Below are 22,391 nucleotides of genomic sequence, written 5' to 3'. Positions count from 1 at the left end.
CTTCTTTCGGGATTTTTCAGCCCATGCGACTTTCCCGCTTCTTTATCGACCGGCCGATCTTCGCGGCGGTCATCGCCGTGATCATCACGGTCGTGGGTGCGCTGGCTTTCGTCGGCCTGCCCATTTCGCAATATCCTGACATCGTGCCGCCCACGGTCACGGTCTCGGCGCAATATCCGGGGGCTTCGGCCGAAACCGTGGCGGCCACTGTCGCCACCCCGATCGAGCAGGAAATCAACGGCGTCGACAACATGCTCTACATGAGCAGCCAGTCGACCGGTGACGGCAAAGTCACGATCACGGTGACGTTCAAGGCGGGCGTCGATCTCGATGCCGCACAGGTGCTGGTGCAGAACCGGGTCGCGGTCGCGACGCCGCGCCTGCCCGAGGAAGTGCAACGCCTGGGCGTGGTCACGCGCAAGACGACGCCGGACTTCCTGATGGTGGTCAATCTCCAGTCGCCCGACGGGTCGCTCAACCGCGACTATCTGTCGAATTATGCCCTGACGCAGGTGCGCGACCGGCTCGCCCGCATCGACGGGGTCGGCGACATCCGCCTGGTCGGGTCGCGCGACTATGCCATGCGCATCTGGATCGATCCGGGCCGGGCTGCCGAACTCAACCTGACGGCCGGTGAGATCGTCGCCGCGTTGCGGGCACAGAACGTTCAGGTCTCCTCGGGCGAAATCGGCCAGCCGCCCTATGACAAGGGGCAGGCTTTCCAGCTCGGCGTCGAGACGCAAGGGCGCCTGACCGATCCGCAGCAATTTGCCGACATCGTCATCCGCACCGACGCGCAAGGCCATCAGGTCCGCGTGCGCGACGTTGCCCGGGTGGAGCTGGGCGCGCAGGACTATACCGTCAACACCTATCTCTCGAACAAGCCGACCGTGGTGATCGCGGTCATGCAGCGTCCGGGATCGAACGCGCTCGATGCCGCGCTCAAGGTGAAGGCGGAAATGGATACCATCGCCCGCGGCTTTCCCAAGGGCATGGAATATTCGACGATCTACAACCCCACCGAATTCATCAGCCAGTCGATCGACGCGGTCTATCACACCCTGTTCGAAGCGGTGGTGCTGGTGGTGCTGGTCATTCTGGTCTTCCTCCAGAACTGGCGCGCGGCGATCATTCCGATCATCGCCATTCCCGTTTCGCTGATCGGGACGGCGCTGATGCTGGCGGGGCTGGGCTATTCGCTCAACAACCTGTCGTTGTTCGGGCTGGTGCTGGCGATCGGGATCGTCGTCGACGACGCCATCGTCGTGGTCGAAAACGTTGAACGCAACATCGCGCTCGGGCAATCCCCGCTCGAAGCAGCGCGGACATCGATGGACGAGGTTTCGACCGCGCTTGTCGCGATCGTGCTGGTGCTCTGCGCGGTGTTCGTGCCGACACTATTCATCACCGGCCTCTCCGGAGCGTTCTATCGCCAGTTCGCGGTGACGATCTCGACGGCGACCGTCATCTCGCTCGTCCTCAGCCTTACGCTTTCGCCCGCGATGGCCGCGCGCCTGCTGCGTCATGGCGGCCCCAGCGTGGCGAACGATCTGTCGGTGCCGCGCTGGCGGCGGATGATCGCGCGTGCAGGCGACCGGTTCAACACCGGGTTCGACCGGTTGAGCGACGGATATGCGGCGCTCACGCGACGCCTGCTGGCCGCGCCGCGCAAGGTGATCGGGGTCTATGCCGCGTTGATCGCAGCGACGATCGCGCTGTTCGTGGCAACGCCGAGCGGTTTCATCCCGGCACAGGATCAGGGTTATTTCCTCGCCATCGTGCAATTGCCGCCGGGAGCCTCGCTCGAACGCACCGATGCGGTGACGCGTGAAGTCGCCGCACGCATCCTGCCCATTCAGGGTTTGCGCGGGGCGGTCATGTTCGCCGGGTTCGACGGCCCTTCGCAGACGTCGGCTCCCAATTCGGCAGCGATCTATTTCCCGTTCAAGTCGTTCGATGAGCGGCGCAAGCTGGGCGTCACCTATCAGGGCATCATGGATCAGGCGCACAAGGCGATGACCGGATACGACCGCGCCCGCGTCCTGCTGGTGCCGCCGCCGGTGATTCAGGGGCTCGGGGCAGCGGGCGGCTATCGCTTCATGCTCGAGGATAACGAAGGACGCGGCTATGACGCGCTCAATGCCCAGGCACAGGCGCTGATTGCCAAAGCCAATTCCGACAAGGGATTGCGACAGGTCTATACCCTGTTCAATGTCGGCACGCCGCGCATCTATGCCGATGTCGACCGGCGCAAGGCTGACCTGATCGGGGTTCCGCCCGAACGCGTGTTCGAAGCCTTGCAGGTCTATCTGGGCTCGACTTTCATCAACGACTTCAACCTGCTCGGCCGCACCTATCGCGTCACGGCGCAGGCCGACGCGGACCATCGCGCCACCGTGGCCGACATCGCCAATCTGAAAACGCGGTCGAACACCGGGGAAATGGTGCCGATCGGTTCGGTCTCGACGTTCCGGGACAAGACCGGGCCCTATCGCGTCGTTCGCTACAACTTGCGCCCGGCGGTCGAAATCGACGGCGACACTGCGCCCGGCTATTCGACCGGACAGTCGCTGGCGACGATGGAACGTCTGGCCGATACCTCGCTTGCCTCCGGATACGGCGGCGAATGGACCGGGATCGCCTGGCAGCAGAAGTTTGCGGGCAACACCGCCGGGGTCGTGTTCGGCATGGCCGTGCTGTTCGTCTTCCTGGTGCTGGCGGCACAGTATGAAAGCCTTGCCCTGCCGTTCGCGATCATCCTGATCGTGCCGATGTGCCTGTTCGCGGCCATGCTCGGGGTCAATCTGCGCGGCATGGACAACAATGTGCTGACCCAGATCGGTCTCGTCGTCCTGATTGCGCTGGCGGCCAAGAACGCCATTCTGGTCGTCGAATTCGCGAAACAGGCGGAGGACGAACAGGGCATGAGCCCGGTCGAGGCGGCCGTCTTTGCTGCCCGAACTCGCCTGCGCCCGATCCTGATGACCAGCTTTGCCTTCATCCTCGGCGCGGTGCCGCTGGTGACGGCCAGCGGGGCAGGGGCCGAACTGCGGCAGGCGCTGGGAACGGCGGTGTTCTTCGGCATGACCGGGGTGACGGGCTTCGGCCTGCTGTTCACGCCCACTTTCTATGTCCTGTGCCGCGCGCTGGCCGATCGCCTGCGCCCGGCCCGCCGGGCAGAGGCGCACGCGCACCTGCAACCGGCCGAATAGGAACTGCAATCATGACCTTTCAGTCCAAGACGACAGGATCCATCGGCCTGCTTCTTGCCACGACCCTTTTGGCCGGATGCGCGGTGGGGCCCGATTACCACGCGTCCCGTCCGGCGCCGGCTGCGGCGGCCCCTTTCCGGGGCGCTGCGCTCGATACCGGAACGGGACCAGCCTTTGCCGCCGCCCCGGTCGAGGAACGCTGGTGGTCGCTCTACAAGGATCCCATGCTCGACCGGCTGGTCGAGGACGCCTTGGCGGCCAACACCGACTTGCGCGTGGCCGCCGCGCGGGTGGACAGGGCGCGGGCGCTCTTGCGCGACGCTCATGCCGCGCAATTGCCCACGACCGGGATCGATGTTTCCGCCCAACGCGAACGGGTGCCCTCGATCCAGACCATTCCCGGCCTGCCGCGCGAACGCTGGGCTTATGACGGCGGGCTGTCGCTGTCCTACGAAGTCGACCTGTTCGGACGCGTGCGGCGCGGGATCGAGGCCGCGCGCGGCGATGCACAGGCAGCGCAAGCCGATGCCGACGCCATGCGGCTCGCAGTCATTGCCGACACCGTGCGCGCCTATTTCGACGTGACGACCAGCGCCGAGCGGGTGAAAGTGGCGGAGGAAACCGTTGCTCTCCTCGACAGGTCGATCCGCATCACCGGCGCGCGCGTCGATGTCGGACGGTCCGACCGGCTCGATCTCATCCGCGTGACCGCCCTGCGCGATCAACAGGCGGCGACCATTCCCTCGCTCAAGGCGGATCGCGAAGCCGCGCTGCTGCGTCTCGCAACTCTGACCGGACGCGCGCCGCAGGAATTGCCCGCCGATGTCGGCACCCGGACCGAAACGCCGCATCTCGCACAGCCGATCCCGGTCGGCGATGGCGCGGCCCTGCTCGCCCGGCGGCCCGATGTGCGCGCGGCCGAGCGGCGGCTGGCCGCCGACACCGCGCGGATCGGCGTTGCCGTCTCGGATCTTTATCCGCGCATTTCGCTGGGCGGATCGGGCGGGTTCAGTTCGCTCGGAGCCATGGATGTGCTTGGCGCGGGCGCCTCGCGCTGGGCGGTCGGGCCGCTGATCAGCTGGGCTTTCCCCAATCAGGCCGCCGTCCGGGCGCGGATCGGTGCGGCCAAGGCTGATGCGAAGGCATCACTGGCGACCTTCGACGGCACCGTCCTCACTGCGCTTGAGGAAACCGAGCGGGCCTTGTCCGCCTATGCCCGTGCAGAGGAACGGGTCGAAACCCTGGCGCGGGCGCGGGATGAAGCCGAACGCGCCGCGCGGATCAGCCTGGCCCGCCAGCGCGAGGGGCAGATCGACTTCCTGACCGTGCTCGACGCCGAACGCACGCTCGCCGGGGCAGAGGCCGATCTCGTCGCGGCGCGCCGTGCCGGAGCCTTTGCCCAGGTCGATGTCTTCCGCGCACTGGGCGGCGGCTGGCAGCAGAGCTGATCGGAAAGAGCCGCCATGGCGCATCGTGGCGCCATGGCGGCAGGACCGTCATGCCTCGTGCAGGTCGAGGCAAGTCACCGTATCGAAGGCGATCATCCGTTCCTCGTCGGTCGGAATGACCATGGCCGCGACCCGGCTTCCCGAGGCATGGATGTCGCGGGCATTGGCGGCATTGGCGGTTTCGTCGATCGCAAGGCCGATAAACTCCAGCCGCTTGGCGATCATGGCGCGGATGACGGGATCGTTTTCCCCGATTCCGGCGGTGAAGACCACGCCGTCGAGTCCGCCCATGCTGGTCGCAAGAGCGGCGATCTCGCGCGCGGCCCGGGCCGTGAACAGGGTGATCGCTTCCTGCGCGGCAGGGGCATCGCTTTCGTGCAGGGTGCGCATGTCGCTCGAGATCCCCGAAACCCCGAGCAGGCCCGAACGCTGGTAGAACAGCGTTTCGACATCGGCCGGGTCCATGCCTTCATGCCGGATGAGGTGCAGCACCAGTCCGGCATCGAGCGTGCCGCAACGCGTCCCCATGACCAGACCGTCGAGGGCGGTGAACCCCATGGTCGTGTCGACGCTCTTGCCCCCGTGCATGGCGCAAAGGCTGGCTCCATTGCCGAGATGGGCGACGACCACGCGCCCGGCGGCGAGCGTCGGCGCCACGCGTGCGAGTTCCCGCGCGATCCACGCATAGGACAGCCCGTGGAAGCCATAGCGGCGAATGCCCCGGTCATACATTGCGCGCGGCAAGGCGAAACGCTTGGTCTCGTCGGCCCGTCCGCGATGGAATGCCGTGTCGAACGTCGCGACTTGCGGCACGTCGGGCGCCAGCTTGGCCATGGCCCGGATCGCGGCGAGGTTGTGTGGCTGGTGCAGCGGGGCGAGCGCCGAAAGGCTCTCCAGCTTGGTCAGCACATCCTCGTCGATGCGGACCGGTGCTGCGAACTGGCGACCGCCGTGAACGACGCGATGGCCGATCCCGACGACTTCATGTCCCTTGAGGTGATCGACGGCCCAGTCGATCAGCTCGGCCAGCAATTCCTCGTGGCTCAGCCCGGCGCCGTCGGTCCAGCGGCGATCGACGGCCAGCGAGCCGTCGTCGGCCTTTGCCGCCAGATGCGGTGCGGTTCCGATGCCCTCGATCTTGCCCCCTGCCGCATGGCGCGGACGGCCATCGGGGTCGAGGCGATAGAGGCCGAACTTGATGCTCGACGAACCCGCATTGAGACTGACGAGACCGCGCGTCATTGCCCCGCCCCGCCTTGGGTGCCGCCCTTGGCCGCCCGCGAGCGGGCGAGCAGAACTGCGACCGCCGAGGATGCTGCGCGGGTGCGCAGGCTGTCGGCGCGGCTGGTGAGAATGATCGGAACCCGGGCGCCAAGGACGACGCCGGCAGCATCGGCGCCACCCATGAACGTCAATTGCTTGGCCAGCATGTTGCCCGCCTCGAGATTGGGCACGACCAGGATGTCGGCCTGTCCGGCGACCGGTGAAACGATGCCCTTTTCCCGCGCGGCTTCGGCGCTGACGGCATTGTCGAAGGCCAACGGCCCGTCGAGGATCGCTCCGGTGATCTGCCCGCGATCGGCCATCTTGCACAGGGCTGCTGCATCCATGGTCGCGCGCATGGCCGGGTTGACCGTTTCGACCGCCGCCAGAATCGCGACCTTGGGCTGGGGCAGGCCGAGCACGTGGGCAAGGTCGATGGCGTTGCAGATGATGTCGTGCTTGTCTTCGAGCGTGGGGTCGATGTTGATCGCCGCATCGGTGATCAACAGCGGCGTTTCGCGTCCGTCGAGCTGCATGACATAGACATGGCTGATCCGCCGCCCGGTGCGCAGACCGCTGTCGTGGGCGACGACCGCGCCCATCAGTTCATCGGTATGCAGGGATCCCTTCATCAGCATGGCGACCGTGCCTTGCTGTGCCAGCGCGACTGCTTGGGCTGAGGCGGCATGGCTATGTTCGGCAGGGATCAGGCGGAACGGCGTGATGTCGCGTCCCGCTTCCTCGGCAGCGGCGCGGATCCTGGCTTCCGGGCCGACCAGCCAGGGGGCGATGAAGCCTGCTTCGGCAGCTTCGACAGCAGCCTCGATCGCGGCCGGGCTGCAAGGATGGACGACGGCGGTCGGGACCGGCGTTCCGCCCTTGGCCATGGCGAGCAGGCGTTCGTGGCACGGGTTTTCGGTGATATGGACCTGGGGCAGCACGACGCGCGGGCGCGAAACCTTTTCATCCGGGGCGATCACGTGCGCGTCGCCGACGATCACCGGCTTGCCGTCCTGATTGGTACACTGGCATGCGAGCGTCAGCCGCCGCCGCGCTTCGTCGCGTTCGGACACGGTGACGGTGGCGGTGATGGTGTCGCCGATATTGACCGGAGCGATGAATTTGAGGCTCTGCGACAGATAGATCGTGCCGGGGCCGGGCAGGCGGGTGCCGAGCACCGCCGAAATGAGCCCTGCGCCCCACATGCCGTGGACGATCACATGGTGGAACATGTCCTGCGCGGCGAATTCGGGATCGAGATGCGCGGGGTTCACGTCGCCCGAAACAGTGGCGAAGAGCGTAATGTCATCCTTGGTCACTGTGCGCGACAGGCTGGCGCTGTCGCCCATGGCGATTTCGGCAAAAGTCCGGTTTTCAATCAGTTCGGCCATGATGGGATCTCGTTCGGGGGGTGGGATCCACGCACGACCCGACGAGCCGCGCGCCGGGCCGGACAATAGCACGCAAACCGCAAATGAGAATTGCTGAACATCAATGGGAGGGAATTGAGTGCGCCTAAATGGTGTTGTGACAGCAATGCGTCAATTGTTTCGTATATTTCATCAAAAGCGATCAAATAAGGTTTAAATTTCCTTCGAATCGGCCCGGTTCGCCTTCGGCCTGAAATCATCGCCTGCTCTGATAGTGCCATCGTCTTCCAGTCGTGCCGTCAGAAAGAGTCGCATGAGCCCTCGCTTCATTCGCCCATTGCGTTTCATGGCCCTTTTTCTTGCAATGAATGCTCTTTTCGCCGCCCGTCCCGCGATGGCCTGGTGGAACAGCGACTGGGCCTATCGCCAGTCGATCACGATCGACACCGGAGCCAACGGTGCACATCTGCAGGATCGCGCTTTTGACGTTCCGGTGATCGTACGTCTGCATACCGGCAATTTCGCATTCGATTCGGTAAAGCCGGACGGCAGCGATTTGCGCGTGGTGACAGAGGACGACAAGACGCCACTGCCGTTCGCGATCGAACGCTTTGCCAAGGACAGCGGCATCGCGATCATCCGCGTGCTGGTTCCCGTGCTCGAACCGGGTCATCCGACACACCTGTGGCTCTATTACGGTAATGGCAAGGCCGATGCGGCGAGCGATCGCAGCACCGTTCGCGACCGGCTCGCGCTGATGGCGTTCGACTTCGAAAGCCTTGAAAACGGACTGAAAGACCGCACGTCCTATGGCAACAGCCCGACGACGAGCGCGATCAAGGCTGCGCCGGGCGGGGTGATCGGTGATGCCGGGCAATTTACGGCCACCGACACCGTCTCCATTGCCGCGTCGCCGTCACTCGCGGTCAGCAAGGCAGGCGGGGCGGCCCTGTCGTTCTGGATCCATGCCAACCCGGGCGGTGCGGGATCGATCATCGCCATCGGCGATCCGGCGGCCCCTGCGCTTGCGGCTCAAGTCGGCGCGGACGGTGCAGTCATCGTCCACCTGCACGGCGTCGATCTTTCGACCGGACCGCTGAGCGCCAATGCCTGGCACCACGTCGCGGTCTCGATCAACGCCAATACCGTGATCCTCTATCTCGACGGACAGGAAAAGGTGCGCGCGAACGCGACCGACATCTTGCCGTTCGGCGGGGCCGTGACGCTTGGCGCCAATGGGGCTCTGGCAGGGTTCTCCGGGTTGCTCGACGATCTCGAATTCGACAAGACCGCGCGCGCCGCCGACTGGATCCGTGCCGGGGCCATGGCGGCCCGTCCGGAAAGCCATGTCGTCGCGCTCGGCGCGCTCGAACAGAAAAGCCAGGCTTCGGCCTATTTCTCGATGCTCGGCGGGATCGCCTCGATGGTCAGCCTCGACGGCTGGGTCATCATCGGCTTCACCTTGATCCTGGGGTTCATCGCCGGGGAAGTCAGTCTGACCAAAGTCGTGCAATTGCGCCGGATCGCGGCGGGCAACGCGCGCTTCATCGGCGCTACCGGCACGGCGACAGCGCCCGATCCGACCGCATTCTTCGCCCAATCCTCGTTCGCCCGCATCGAGGCGACCGCGCAGAAGCTGTCCGCCGTGCGCGAAGAGGACGGCAGTGTCCCGGAAGGACAGATCGAACTGGTCCGCTCGGCCGTCGCGCGAACCCAGATCGACGAGGCCGCCGCGCTCAACAAAGGGTTGGTCATGCTCACCCTGACGATTTCGGGTGCGCCGTTTCTCGGCCTGCTCGGCACGGTGATCGGGGTCATGATCACCTTTGCCGCCATTGCCGCATCGGGGGACGTCAACGTCAACACCATCGCACCGGGGATCTCGGCGGCGCTCGCCTGTACCGTGGTCGGGCTGGTCGTCGCGATCCCGACTGTCTTTGCCTACAACATCCTGATGGCTCGCATCCGCGAGCAGCTGACCGCGATGGACGTCTATGGCGAGGACGCGGTGACGCGCGCCGCGCTCGTCCTGCGCCAGGCCGCCAGAACCGGGAGCGCGGCCCATGCGGTTTAAGTACGACACCAAGGTCTATGACGAGATCAACGTCACACCGTTGCTCGACCTTGCGTGGAATCTGCTGATCATTTTCATGGTCATGGCAACTGCCACGGTTCAGGGGATCTCGGTCGATCTGCCGCGTGCCAGTTCCGCGCCGTCCCTTGCCAAACCCCACACGCGGGCGATCACCATCACCGCCGACGGACGGATCTATCTCGATACGGTAGGGGTCAGCCTTGCCGAACTCGAAGCGCAACTCGCCACCGCCAAGGCCGCTGATCCAAAGCTGCCGGTGGTGGTGAAAGGGGACAAGGGTGTGTCCTATGAACGCGTGATCGAAGTGCTCGACGTGGCCAAGCGGGTCCACATTTCCGAGCTTGGCCTCGTGACCGACAAGCTGGTCAAATAGGGCCGGACAATGCCTCAGGTCATCGCCCACGACCATCATTTCGATCCGTCACCGGGCCTGCGCTGGCTTGTGCGCGGGCTAGTGCTGGCCTTGATGGCGGGGGCGGGCCTGTGGTTCCATGCCCATGTCGTGCCGATCGGGCATGGTCCGGCGGTCCAGCGCGTGAAGCTGATGGCGCCTGATGCGACGCCGCCCCCGACGCCGCAGCCCACGCCCGAGCCACAGGACCAGAAGCCCGACAAGCTCGACGCCGACAGCACGCAGATACTCGATTCGGCCGCGCCTTCCGCACCGGGGCAGCCCGGCCCGCTCGGCGTCGACAGCGAGGGCGACGCCGGGGCCGACAGCTTTGCCCTTGCCGCTCATCCGGGCGGACGCGAACTGACGACTTATCCCGAAGGGTCCGGCTATGGGCTGGGGCGCGGGGGAAGCGGGGACGGCGTCGGGACCGGAGCGGCGGGGAAGCTCAATACCGCGTTTCTCGGGCTTTACATGCGGCGGATCGGCTATCGCCTCGAAGGGCTGCTTGCCCATCACGACGAACTGCGTCGCCAGTCGTGGCGGGCAACGGTTGCCATTACCATCGATGCCCATGGCATCATTCGCCAGGCGCAAGTGCTCGACGCCGGCGGTGATGGCCCGCTTTCCGGGCGACTCAATTCCGCGCTTGTCGGCATGGATACCGGCGAAGAGCCGCCCCATGCCGGCGACACGCTCAGGATTTTGATCCGGTCGCGGCTCGAATGACGCCTTGTGAGCGGTTTTTGCACTCGCGAAGCCGGCATCCCGGCCGGAGTTTTGTTCGTGCGGGATGCATCGTGAATTCAAGCAATTGTCCGGCGCAACAAGGCTGCTTCACCCCATTGTGCAACCCCGCGAAACTGGAGTATTGAGCCAAGTGGGACCAGTGCCGCGCAACCATGGCGCCGACGCGTTCGGCTCGGGCCAGACGAAAGGCGAGATCATGGACTTTCATGACGCCGAAGTACCCACGGACAAGGCTGCACCCTTGCCGCCTGCCCGGGAAATCCTTGCAGTCGCACGCGGTGCCGTGGCGGCACGCAGGCGACGTTCGAGCGACGACATTTCGCTGCGTCGCCAGCAATTGGATGAACAGTTCACCGCGTGGCGGGATGAACCGCTGGCTGCCGACACGCTGGATCGCATTATCGAGACGGTCGAGAGGGCGGCAGCACAAGGTGAAATGCTGGCCCATGTCTATCGCTTTCCCAGTGATTACTGCACCGACCGGGGACGGGCGGTAAACAACGAGGAACCGGATTGGCCCCATACCCTGCAAGGTCCGGCACGAACCCTGTTCGTCGTCTTGCAGGAGTGTTTCGAACCGTTGGGATACCGCATCGGTGCCGCGATCGTGACCTGGCCGCTGTTGATGCCGGGGGACGTGTCGCTTTTCCTGAGTTGGCAGGAGTAGAATTCTTAATTGTGCCGCAACCACGGCATGGGACGGAATTAGCGGCCGGGAAGGGCTTGGAAACACATCTTTAAGGCCCGCATGCCTAATGTCCCTATTCGATGGGACGGCAACAGAGTCTTGGCAGGCCCCCCGCCTCGAGCGGCGGTTGCGACAGACAGTGCGATCGGTTGATCGCGGCTGCGCATCATGGCCGTCCGTTCGCCTTTCTGGCACGTCTGATGCGCGACGAGAAAGCGAGCACTGCGATGGAATTTGCCATCGCCGCGCCGTTCCTGATCGGCATCCTGATGGCGACGTTCGAGATCATCATCCTGTTCCTTGCCCAGGCGGCTCTGGAAACGACGGCCGAAGGGGCTGCGCGTTATGTCCTGACCGGACAGGCCCAGACGAATTTCACCGGAGTGAAGGACAGCAACGGCAAAGTCATCACCACGCCGCAGCAGCAGTTCGCAGCTTATGTCTGCACGCAGATGTCCTCGTTCATGTCGTGCAACAATCTTTACGTCGATGTGAACAGCGGCTCGGACTATACGACTGTCGATCTGTCGGTTCCGCAATTCACGTTCGATGCGACCAACAATTACAAGGTTACCAACACGTTCAACTACAACCCCGGCACGCAGGGGCAGATCGTGGCGGTGCGCCTGTTCTATATCTGGTCGGTCACGTCGATCTTCGGTTTCAACATCGCCGACAGTACGCTCACGTTGCCCGGCGCGCATCGCATCCTGATCGCGACGTCGGTGTCCAAGACCGAGGTTTACACCTCATGAGCGGGATCCATCGGACTCTGGGGCGGATCGGGCGCGTCCTGCGGTGTCTGCGTCGCGATCGTTCGGGCGTGGCCTTCGTCGAACTCGCGCTGGTCGCGCCGACACTTGTCCTGCTCTATTGCGGTGCCTATGTCGTCAGCGATCTGGTCACCTGCGGGCGCAAGGTTTCGCTGACCGCCAAGACCGTCACCGACCTGACCACGCGCTATGCGACGGTCAGTTCGACCGATCTCACCTCGATCATGTCCAACAGCAAGCTCGTGCTGGCACCGTACAGCACCAGCAATGCGACCATGCGGGTGTCGGAATTGCAGATTACCGATGCGAGCCATGCCTCGGTCGTCTGGAGCCAGGCGCAAAATGCCACGGCTCTGACGACCGGCACGATCGTGACGTTGCCGACCAATTTCGCGCCGACAGAAATGCAGCCGAACACGACGACGTCGACCGTCGGGGCATACATCGTCATGGGGGAAGTCGGCTATACCTACACCCCGCTGTTCGGCGGCACGATCCTGCCCTCGCCGACGCTTTACAATCGCTATTTCATGTTGCCTCGCCTTACCACGCAGGTTGCGCACCAATGACACGCTGGATTCAACGCGCCCGGGCTCTGGCCCTTCGTTCGCGCGCGCTCTTGACCGACATTGCAAAGGCGGACGATGCCAACGTCACGCTGATCACGGCGCTGGCGATCATTCCGGCCCTGTTCGGGTTGGGCTTCACCATCGACTATGCACGTGCAGAGATGCTTCAGTCGCGGATCAATGCTGTCGCTGACGCGGCAGCCCTTGCTGCGACCGATACCACCTACATTTCCAAGACGTCGACTGTGGCTCAGGCGGCTTCGACGCAAATCTTCACCACGCAAGTCACCGACTATGCCGATTTCGTCTATACCCCGGCCAGTGATCTGACGGTGACCATCACCGACGGGGGGACGCTCAATCTCGGTCGCACGGCGCTGGTGAAATGGCGTGGCAGCTCAACCAATCTGTTCAGCGGTATTCTGGGTGTGGCAACGCTGCCCATCGGTGGCAGTTCGACGGCCTATGCCAGCTTCTTTCCCAATATCAATTTCTACCTGGTAATGGACAAGTCGCCCTCGATGCTGCTGCCTTCGACATCGTCGGGTATCAGTGCGATTCAGAAAGTTACCGGCTGCGCCTTTGCCTGCCACCAGCAGTTGCCGGGACAGAACTACGTTAAGGACTCGAGTTCACGCGCGGTTCTTATTGATGCCAATTATTACTCATCATCGTCATCTGGGTATAATGCGTACTACCTTCTATCAACGACGGCGAATAGCTCGGGAAGCTACAATCTCTACAATTCTTCCGGCGTTAAAATCGGAACGGTTTCATCGTCCAAGATTCCGAGCGGATCGTCTTCACCGGCTTCGTTGAGCTATAAGGATAACAATAATAACTCGCAGACGCTTAGCGTTCTTTATGCTGATGGGTATTGGTTGACGCATAATTACGCGAAGGTCTATTCGGACCTGAGCTCTATTCCCTTGCGTGTCGGCGCGGAAACGCTCGCGGCCCAGGATCTCATTCCGTTTGCGCAGCAGAAAGAGACCGACAACAAGGTCACCTATCAGTTGCAGCTCTACAGCTTTGACTGGACTCATTCGGGCAAAAGCAGTCCGGTGACGCAATATACCAATATGACCGACGTCAAGTCGCTGACGACGGCATCTGTGCCCGATCTCGATGGCACGCAGGACTTTTGGTATTCGAACAACAATCCCACGTCGAGCAAGAATATCAATGACATGGGTACCGAATTCCTCAACATGATGACGTCGATGAACACGGCCATGCCCAATCCGGGCAATGGGTCGACCGGGAATCCGCAGGAAGTCCTGATGATCATCACCGACGGGGTGGTCGACGAAACCATCAGCGGGTCACGCCGGACGCGCGAATTGTCGAGCACCGACATCGCGGCTTGCACGACGATCAAGAACCGCAAGATCAAGATCGCGATTCTCTATACCGAATATGCCGCAGCCACACTGACCGGGGACAGCTGGTCGCAGACCAACACGGCGCCCTATCTTCCCAACGTCCTGCCCGCGCTCAAGAGTTGCGCGTCGGTCGGCTCGGACGGTAATCCGCTGGTCTACACGGTGTCCTCGGATCAGAGCATTTCGACCGCGCTGCAGGCTCTCTTCGCGCTGACGCTGCAGGATTCGCACCTCGTTTCGTGATGCGTTCACCCTTGCGGGCCGGGCCTTTCCAGGCCGTGCCCGTTGGGTCCGGTTTCGTGGCGCCAGAGCAGGACCACGCAGGCGAGCGCCAAAAGGCTGACGCAACCGAAAAAGCCGAGCACGGCATCGTAGCCGTGCGGATGGCCGGGGCCTGCTCCCGCCCAGTCGGCAAGATGCCCGGCGATCATGTTGGAAAGCGCGATCCCCAGCGACTGGATCAGGGTGATGAGCCCGAGCGCGGTTCCCAGCCGTTCGCGCGGGACGATCATCGTCGTCGCGGGCCAGATGACCGCCGGAACCAGCCCCCAACTGATCCCCATCAGCACGGTCGAAAGCCAGGGCGACAGCCCCGTGAAGGCGAGTATCGCCAGCGTCAGCGGCAGGAGCAGAGTCCCGAAAACCAGCATCATCGCGCGGTTTCCGAACCTGTCGGCGATCACGCCGAAGAGGGGCGTGGCGAAAATCGCGGCAGCGAAAACGCCCGAATTGACCTGCCCTGCGGCCTGAAGGCTCAGATGCTTGGCATGCTGGAAATATTCGACCGCATAAGTCTGGCGAAAGGGAAAGAACACCGCCGCGTAAAGGACATGCAGCCCGAGGATGGTCCAGAACGAGCGGTCGAAGCGCAGCCGGTCGAGGCCTCGCGCAGCCGAGAGCATGTCCCCGGCATCGAACGAGGCCGGGGGCAGGGGGCGACCCGGTTCGATCAATTGAAAGACCAGCGCAGCGACGAAGCCGAGAGCAGAGACGCCGACGCCCAGCCAGAGCGGCCATTGCCACCCCGCATCATAGAGCGGCCGCGCCCATGTCGAGGACGTGTTGCACAGGAACGAGCCGACGCGGGCAAGGGACAGGAACAGGCCGGTCGCAAGCGCAATCCCGTTGCGGGGAAACCACTGTGCCAGTCCCGCGACGAGGGCCATGAAAATCGCCCCTTCGGTAATCCCGAAGATCAGGCGCCCACACCACATCAGTGCGTAAGGCTCGCCGATCGCGGTCAGGGTCGCGCCGAAAACGCCCAGAGCCGCCGTCCACAAGGCAATGCGCGACGGGCCGAAGCGGTCGATCAGGACACCCCCCACCAGCGCCAGCACGACATTGGGCCAGTAGATCGCGGCGTTGAGGCTGCCGATGTCAGCCTGGCTGAACCCGCGTTGCCGGATCAGGAGATCCGCGATCTCGCCGATGACGTCGGTCTCGTAATAAACCGAAAAGATCGCCAGCGCCGCCGCGACCAAGGCCAGCCAGCGCAAGGGCGTGGCGGGAAGATCGGGCGTGAACGTCAGTCCCGCATCATAGACCCCGGCCTCAGCCATGACAGGCCTTGCCCTGCCTTGCACATGTCATTGCGCTCACGTCCCCGGATCAACCATGCGATCCTTTTGGGTGACCATCGGTCGTGACAGCGTGATGACAGCTTTCAGAGCAGCAGGAAATCGGCGGCGCTCAGCGCGGACAGGCTGACATCGTGGAGGACGACGGATTGGGCTGCATCGTGGGTAATCACGACATCGCTGCCGACCTGATGCATCGCCGCCGTGACCGCCGCATAGTCGGCGAAGAGCGAGCTGTCGAATTGCACGGTGTCGTGTTTGGCCGATAAGGCGTCGAAGTCGAACACGTCTTCGTGGCCGAAACCTTTGTGGAAGACGAAAGTGTCGGCGCCCGCTCCGGCATACAATTGGTCGCCCGGACCGCCGACGATGACGCTGCCTTTGGCCGTGGCATGGATCGTTGCCATGCCCCTGCTCGCATTGATGGCATTGGTCTGGCTCGCGATCTTCGTCACTTCGACGACTAGGGGGTGATCAGTGACGGTTACGGTGATCTGCGACACATTGTGCCAGACCTTGATAGGATCGGTTCCGGCGAGAGGGTCGTAGACTTTTACTGTCTCCTGCACGCGGGCAAAGCGGATCGTCTCCTTGTCCGGCACTGCTGCCACTTCGGTCTTGGTGGTCGCGTTCCAGATCGTCTGCTCGTTCCACACGACAAGGTCGAAGACGCCCGACGATTTCTGCATCAGGTAATTCGACGCGGTCTTGTCCGCCCCGAAAATGGTGTAATCGAGCACGCCCGTCGTGAAGCTGCCTGCACTTGCCGCACTGTCGCCGAGGATTTGCATCAGGTTGTGCAGCGCGGTCGCGATCGGCTTGGGCGCATTGCCGTAATCGAACAGGCCGTAATGCTTGCCGGGATCCGTGCCGTTGGGATCGGCATAGGCGTCGAGCAATTCATAGAGGAAGACGGTCGAGGCCCCGGCCTTCTTCGCGTCGAAAATCATGTCGAGATCGTATTTGGCCTGAACCAGCGGATCGACGCCGTCGATGTTGGTGGTGAGCGTCGAATAGCCGGTTTCGGTGACGGCAAAGGGCTTGTTGCCGGGGATCGAGGCCATGTCCCCCTTGAGGTAGGACAGCGGCGGCAGTCCCTTGCGCCCATAAGGATGGATTGCGGCATAGTCGTAGCCCGTGGTCGAGGAGGCGCCCGCATTCATCGTGTAGCTGTAGACCGTCGTCGCCTTGAGCACCTTGTCGGCGCGGATCCCGGCATAGAGATCGTTCTGGAACGCAACGGCCGCCGCCGCGCCGGTCATTCCCTTGTAACTGGCGCCGAAGTTGTTGATCTCGTTTGGTCCCTCGATCGCGACGAGAGCGCCGGGATGGGCTGCCGAAAAGCTCGACATCTGCGCGATGCTGTTGGCGAGCGTATTGTTGGTATAGAGCAGCATGTCGAAACGGATGCCCTTGCTCGCGGCAAGGTTATAGGCCGCCTGACCCTGCATCCCGACCCAGTAGGCCGCCGTGCGGATCAGGCTTACCCCTATATAATTCAGGTCCGACAGGACGTTCTGGATATTGACGTATTTGCCGTCGGTATAATTGATCGAGGCGTTGACGCCGACCGATGCGGTGAAATCTGCGGCCCGAATGGCGGTGGTCCTGGTCATTGCCAGGACGCTACGCCGCCTTTGTTTTCCTCATCCCAACAAGTCCGGTGAATGTGGATTCAGGTATGTGCCCGAGTATGGATAAGGCGTTAACGTAATCAATTCATGGTAATATTGTTACGTAACAAATATTTCATATCTGGAATCTTGCGGTAACATCTCATGACACATGTTCTTTCCGCTCGTCAGCAGCGTCGAGTTCGGGCTGATCGACGAGCCAGACTTCGGCGCTCGTGTCGATTTCGTGGGTGAAGAACAGGCCTTCGCCGGTTCCGGCCGCAGGCGGCGGTGTCGCGACGATATGGTCGGCAAGGCGGATCGCCATGGCCAATATCATCAGGGTCGGATTGGCGTGGCCGATAGTGGGAAAGACGGAGGCCCCCGCCACGAACAGCCCGGCAACGCCGTGGACCTGACAATCGGCATCGACGACGCTGTCGCGGGGGTCGCGGCCCATGCGCGTCGTTCCCGCGCTGTGGGCCATGTCCCGGGCGACCAGTGCGGCTGTATCGCCGTCGCGCACGGCGGCGGTGGGCTCGAGGCCGGAAATCCCCGCGCGGGCAAGATCATCGATCAGAAGACGCGCCCCGTCGAGCAGGGCCGCGCGAACGGTCTCGCCCAGTTCCCAGCGGACGTTGGCGCGCTGCAATCCGAGCGCGTCGCGCACTTTGCTTAACGTCACACGATTGTTGAGGTCGGCGACTTGCTCGGCGATCAGTTCGATGTGCAACGCATCGACCTTGCGACTGCCGCCCTTGGCCAGATAGTCCTGCGCGACGAAATCGGCATTGATCCATACCGCTGCATCCGCGATCGCCTGCTTCAACCGGTCGGGAACGCGCGGACTTTCGAGCAATTTGCGACCCACCGCGCTGACGATCACGCCCGCATTGCGCATGACGATGCCCAGATCGCTCCAGACCGCGCGGCTCTTGAAACGGGCAAGGCGCCCGCAGGCGGCAATCGGATCCTGCGGCGACAGCTCGAGCGAACCGAAGGCTGCCATGTTGGGCAGGCTGTGCTGTTCCTGCGTCCCGGGGCGCAGGGCAAGGCCATGGGCATACATCGAAATGCGATAGCCCTGCCGCAGCGGGAAGAAGCCGAACAGGCGTGCCGCCGCCGCGCAGCCTTCGCCGGTGACGGTTCCGACCCGGACGGTCGGATGATCCATCAGATAGCGCCCGATGGCGGGCAGTCCCGTGCGCGTGGCCGTGCCGGGTCGGTCGAAACCCGATTGCAGCAGGACCCGCGCGTTTTCGATGGCCCCGGACGCCAGCACGATGCGCTGCGCGCGAACGAATGCCCGCTGTCCCCCGCCGAGCGAAGACAGGCATTCAAGGCCGGTCACGCGTCCTTCGGCGGCAAACAGCCGCGCGACCGTCGCATTGGTCAGCACGGTCACACCCGGCAGATCCTCTTGCCGGAAATCGTCGCCCATCCGCGTCACGTCGGTGACGACCCGGCGCGAGCGGGCAAATTGCCAGAAATGGGAATCGAAAGCGGTCATCGCTGCGACTGGTTCGGGGCGGTCCATGCCCCGCTCGGCCCAGAACGCAGCATCGTTCAGAAGCGGTCCGAGCGCGAGATGATCGGCCGCCCGCGTCAGATAGGGGGCAAGATCGGCGCGTCCGATCGGCCAGCCGGATCCGGGAACCCATGCGCGCGACGCAAAGTCGATGTCGGCAAACGGAGCGACTTTGCCCGCCCAGGCCACGGTCGATCCGCCCAGAGCCCGATTGCGCACGCCATAGCGTTGCCCCTCGGCCGACCAGAAGCGCATCTGCGGGCTGTGCCAGTCCTGCCGCGCCTGTCGAATGGCGGGATCATTGAGGCTGCCGCTCGCCTCGACGGCGTTGAGCGCCTCGTGCTCCGGGGTTTCCTCGAACCCGCCGCTTTCGATCACGCAGACGGTCTTGCCCTTGGCGGCGAGTTCGTGCGCCATGGTCAGTCCCGCCGCGCCGCCGCCAACGATCAGGACATCGTGTCCGGCAATATCCTCGGGCGAAACAGTGTCGCGTTCGAAGTCGAGATAGCGTGTGATGGCCGCACCTGTCGTTTTTGGGCAGGTGCCTTTGCGAAAAGATGCCTGCCTGGTCCCAACTCGAAAGGGAACCCGGCAGGGTGTGAAGTCAACGAACGCCCCCGGACAATTGCTTCGTAATCCGTGCGATCCACCCGACGGAAAGAAACCGAGAGGTTGAAATGCTCGATTTTATTGCCATTCCGATCTTTCGGGAATGGAGCGTTTCGGAAGAGGCTTCTTAACCGGCCGTCCATTGTTCGGCGCGTCTCTGATCCGCGACGAAGCGGCGTCCGGCGGCCCAGTAATGCCACGCGCCCCAGAAACCGGTGGGGGTGAGGAGCAGCAGGGCGATTCGCAGGGAGGCCGCGTTCGCGCCGCCCGCTCCGGCAAGGTGATCGCTGACAAATCCGACGGCCTGGGGCGCGATGACGAGATTGGCGATGTTGGACGCGAGCAAGAGGATCGCCAGCGCCGTCGCGCGCATTTGCGGCGGCACCAGATTGGACAGCAGCCCGAACGAAGGGCCGACATAGAAATAGACGCCGGGCACGAAGATCCACAGCCCGAGAATGGCGACGTCGAGATGGTGCGTCTGGTAGATCAGGAAAGTCGGCACCGAAATCACCGCGATCATGGCGCCGATGAACCACAAGGCCCGGCGCGGGTCGCTCATCGTGCCGGTCGCCATGACCCGGCCGGTTGCCAGTGTCGCCACGCTGCCCGCGACGATGTGGATCGGCCCCAGGATCGCGCCGGTCTGTCCCGGCGTCATGCCATAGGCGCGCATGAGATACGTCGGCGTCCACCACATCAGGCCCCATCCCCACAAAGTGGCGACAGCGGTTGCGATGATGAGATGGACCGCGCTTTTCTGCGAGAAAATGAACCGCAGCGCGTGCCACAGCGGGATGACGGCCGGCTTGGCAACGACCTCTTCCATCTGTCCCCGCGCAGGTTCGCGCACGGTCAGGAACACGAGCAGGCCGAGCACTACGCCCGGCAGGCCCAGCGCGTAGAACACTGTGCGCCAGCCATAAAGATCGGCAAGACGCCCGGCGAGATCGGCCCCGATCCACGCGCCGATCGGCGACCCGAGCGAATAGAACGTCACCGCCATCGCCCGTTCGCGCGCGGGAAAGAGGTCCGAGAGGATCGAGGTCGATGGGGGCGTGCCGCCCGCTTCCCCGATGCCGACACCGACACGGGTCAGCATCAACTGGCCGAAATTGCGCGCAGCCCCGCATGCCATGGTGAAAGCCGACCACAGCACCAGCGCACCCGCGACGATATTGCGCCGATTCGCCCGGTCGGCGAGTGCGGAGACGGGAATTCCGATCGTCACATAGAACAGCGCCAACGCAGTCCCGGTCAGCATGGCAATGCCGGAATCGGTGAGATGCAGGTCGAGCCGGATCGGCTCCATCAAGGTCGAGACGACATAGCGGTCGGCGATGTTCATCGCATAGACGAGGCCCAGCACGGTCACCACGTACCAGCGGGACCATCCCGTAGCGGCTTGCGTTTCGCTTTCGATCGAAAGCTCGATCTCGCCCGTCGCGCTCGCACTCTCCATGTCTCGCCTGCCTCCCCGTCCGATCAGGGCCCGTTCGATCAGGGACTCTCGATCCGGTCGTCCGAAGGTGCGGAGTATGCTGGACGAAATCGCTATCCTGTCATGCCTATTTGACATGCGACCCTAAAAGGGTGCGATCTCAGTTAACGGCGGTTTTCGCCTGGTCTCCCGGAACATTGCCGATGGCCTTGTTGACCACGACATAGCGCGTACCGAGGCGAGCATCGCTGTCCCAGCTTTCCCGGCGGGCCTGATGATAGGCGCGGCGGGCGTCGAGCACATCGATCCAGGTGACGATCCCGCCCGCATAGCGCGCCTGCGCAAGGTCGAGTGCCTGTCGCGCGGCTTCGCGTCGTTCGGCGAGTTTCGCGTTTTCGACCCGTTCGGCCTGATAGGCATTGAGCGCGTCGTCGATTTCCTGCCACGCGCGCAGCACGGTCTGTTCGAAGGAAACAGCCGCTTCCTTTTGTTCCAGTTCGCGCAAGCGGATGGTGCGCCTGCGTCGCGCGCCGTCGAACAGGGGCAGATCGACGCTCGGCCCAATACCCCACGAATGGCTGCCCCATTCGAACAGGTTGCTGGCGCGATAGGATTCGAGGTCGAAATTCCCGCCCAGCTTGATCGCGGGATAGAGATCGGCGCGTGCGACGCCGATCTTTGCGGTCGCCTCGTGCAGGCGGGCTTCGGCGGCGCGAATGTCGGGACGACGCAAGGCGACCGCCGACGGCAGACCGAGAGTAAGATCGGGCAGCGCGCCCGCCACTTCGCTTTCCTGCGGATGCAGCAGGTCGGACAGCGAACCGGGGCGGTCGCCCAGAAGCAGCGCGATCCGGTTGATCTGCGAGGCTTCCTGTGCCTCAAGCGCGGGCAGTTGCGCTTCGGCGGAGCGCAAGTCGATATGCTGGCGTTCGAGATCGAAGTGGTTCGCCAATCCGCCCTTCGTCCGTTCGGCCAGAATCCGGGTGCGTTCGCGCAAGTCGTCGATGTCCGCGCGGGCCATGGCGAGGTCGCGCTGGGCGCTGCGCAACGAGAAATAGGCCTGCGCTACGTCGCTGGCGAGAGTGAGCCGCGCCTGATCGAGCAGGGCTCCCTGTTGGGCGATGTCGGCATTGGCCGCTTCGACGCTGCGCCGCACTTTGCCCCAGAAGTCGATTTCCCACGAAGCGTCGAAGCCGCCCTTGTAGAGCGTGTAGGGTTCGCCCAGCAGCTTGGCGAGAGCGTTGCGGTTGGCCCCGCCGATCTCGTCGAACAGCCGCGTGCTGGCACCGAATTCGCTCTGGCGCTGCCCCTGGACCGTCGCACTCGCATCGACTTGCGGCAGGCCTTGCGAGGCAGTCACGTCGCGCTGAACCCGTGCCTGTGCGAAATGGAGCGCGGCGGTGCGCAAGTCGGGGCTCGCGGCAAAGGCGCGCCGTTCGAGTTCGTCGAGAACGGGATCGTGGAACCCCTGCCACCAGTCGGGCGGGAGCGGGGCGGCATCGGCAAGCGCCGGGCGCAAGGCGTCCGACCCGCTGTGCCAGCTGGTCCAGTCGGCGGGCGCAACGGCGGTGGGCTTGTGGTAATCCGGTCCGACCGTACAGCCGCCAAGGCACAGCGCCGCCGCCATGGCGAGAGTCGCGGATTTGCGGGCGAGAGGGCGAGAAACCTGCATCAACGGC

16 protein-coding genes are annotated in these 22,391 nt (G+C 63.8%); 9 read left to right on the top strand and 7 right to left on the bottom strand.

The annotated features are described in order from the left end of the window. Positions 1–23 precede the first annotated feature (23 nt). Entirely contained in the window at positions 24–3,212 is a 3,189-nt protein-coding gene (locus tag Y88_RS08510; RefSeq protein WP_008068372.1) for an efflux RND transporter permease subunit, read from the top strand. Positions 3,213–3,223: 11 nt separating this feature from the next. Then, positions 3,224–4,660: an efflux transporter outer membrane subunit gene (locus Y88_RS08505; RefSeq protein WP_008068369.1), complete on the top strand. Its 1,437-nt coding sequence runs from the start codon at positions 3,224–3,226 to the stop codon at positions 4,658–4,660. A 48-nt stretch (positions 4,661–4,708) separates the two neighbouring features. Here the strand turns inward: Y88_RS08505 and Y88_RS08500 are convergent, their stop codons facing one another. Then, a complete protein-coding gene (locus Y88_RS08500; RefSeq protein ID WP_008068367.1) occupies positions 4,709–5,902 on the bottom strand; it encodes an acetate/propionate family kinase in 1,194 nt (397 codons plus the stop codon). Continuing rightward, a complete protein-coding gene (locus Y88_RS08495) occupies positions 5,899–7,314 on the bottom strand; it encodes a bifunctional enoyl-CoA hydratase/phosphate acetyltransferase (RefSeq protein WP_008068365.1) in 1,416 nt (471 codons plus the stop codon). Before Y88_RS08495 ends, Y88_RS08500 begins: the two co-directional genes overlap by 4 nt. A 343-nt stretch (positions 7,315–7,657) precedes the next feature. Between Y88_RS08495 and Y88_RS08490 the strand changes: the two genes are divergently transcribed. The 7 genes from Y88_RS08490 to Y88_RS08460 all read left to right on the top strand — a co-directional run bounded on the left by Y88_RS08490 (position 7,658) and on the right by Y88_RS08460 (position 14,187). Then, complete coding sequence (locus tag Y88_RS08490; RefSeq protein WP_232280984.1) at positions 7,658–9,367, top strand: MotA/TolQ/ExbB proton channel family protein; 1,710 nt, start codon at positions 7,658–7,660, stop codon at positions 9,365–9,367. Then, entirely contained in the window at positions 9,357–9,761 is a 405-nt protein-coding gene (locus tag Y88_RS08485) for an ExbD/TolR family protein (RefSeq protein WP_008068362.1), read from the top strand. The genes Y88_RS08490 and Y88_RS08485 overlap by 11 nt, the downstream gene beginning before the upstream one ends. Before the next feature lie 9 nt (positions 9,762–9,770). Then, complete coding sequence (locus Y88_RS08480) at positions 9,771–10,508, top strand: hypothetical protein (protein WP_008068360.1); 738 nt, start codon at positions 9,771–9,773, stop codon at positions 10,506–10,508. 160 nt (positions 10,509–10,668) lie between these two features. Beyond that, positions 10,669–11,196, top strand: coding sequence for a hypothetical protein (locus Y88_RS08475; protein ID WP_008068358.1), 528 nt, complete (start codon positions 10,669–10,671; stop codon positions 11,194–11,196). A 221-nt stretch (positions 11,197–11,417) separates the two neighbouring features. Further along, positions 11,418–11,972, top strand: a complete 555-nt coding sequence (locus tag Y88_RS08470; protein WP_232280983.1) for a TadE/TadG family type IV pilus assembly protein — start codon at positions 11,418–11,420, stop codon at positions 11,970–11,972. Beyond that, the gene (locus tag Y88_RS08465; protein ID WP_008068355.1) at positions 11,969–12,559 is read left to right on the top strand and encodes a TadE/TadG family type IV pilus assembly protein; all 591 of its coding nucleotides are present in this window, start codon (positions 11,969–11,971) and stop codon (positions 12,557–12,559) included. Before Y88_RS08470 ends, Y88_RS08465 begins: the two co-directional genes overlap by 4 nt. Further along, a complete protein-coding gene (locus Y88_RS08460; RefSeq protein ID WP_008068351.1) occupies positions 12,556–14,187 on the top strand; it encodes a pilus assembly protein TadG-related protein in 1,632 nt (543 codons plus the stop codon). The genes Y88_RS08465 and Y88_RS08460 overlap by 4 nt, the downstream gene beginning before the upstream one ends. Before the next feature lie 5 nt (positions 14,188–14,192). Here the strand turns inward: Y88_RS08460 and Y88_RS08455 are convergent, their stop codons facing one another. The 5 genes from Y88_RS08455 to Y88_RS08435 all read right to left on the bottom strand — a co-directional run bounded on the left by Y88_RS08455 (position 14,193) and on the right by Y88_RS08435 (position 22,384). Beyond that, positions 14,193–15,503: an MFS transporter gene (locus Y88_RS08455; protein ID WP_008068349.1), complete on the bottom strand. Its 1,311-nt coding sequence runs from the start codon at positions 15,501–15,503 to the stop codon at positions 14,193–14,195. Positions 15,504–15,607: 104 nt separating this feature from the next. After that, positions 15,608–17,137, bottom strand: a complete 1,530-nt coding sequence (locus Y88_RS08450) for a hypothetical protein (RefSeq protein WP_008068347.1) — start codon at positions 17,135–17,137, stop codon at positions 15,608–15,610. Positions 17,138–17,297: 160 nt separating this feature from the next. Then, positions 17,298–19,109, bottom strand: coding sequence for a GMC oxidoreductase (locus tag Y88_RS08445; protein WP_269724240.1), 1,812 nt, complete (start codon positions 19,107–19,109; stop codon positions 17,298–17,300). A gap of 289 nt (positions 19,110–19,398) precedes the next feature. Beyond that, complete coding sequence (locus Y88_RS08440; RefSeq protein WP_008068342.1) at positions 19,399–20,733, bottom strand: spinster family MFS transporter; 1,335 nt, start codon at positions 20,731–20,733, stop codon at positions 19,399–19,401. A gap of 139 nt (positions 20,734–20,872) precedes the next feature. Further along, complete coding sequence (locus tag Y88_RS08435) at positions 20,873–22,384, bottom strand: efflux transporter outer membrane subunit (RefSeq protein ID WP_232280982.1); 1,512 nt, start codon at positions 22,382–22,384, stop codon at positions 20,873–20,875. Positions 22,385–22,391: the final 7 nt, after the last annotated feature.

It is taken from the genome of Novosphingobium nitrogenifigens DSM 19370 (assembly GCF_000192575.1).
GTDB lineage: Bacteria > Pseudomonadota > Alphaproteobacteria > Sphingomonadales > Sphingomonadaceae > Novosphingobium > Novosphingobium nitrogenifigens.
Note: the sequence above shows the minus strand (reverse complement) of the source record. Positions and strands in the feature narration are given on the sequence as shown.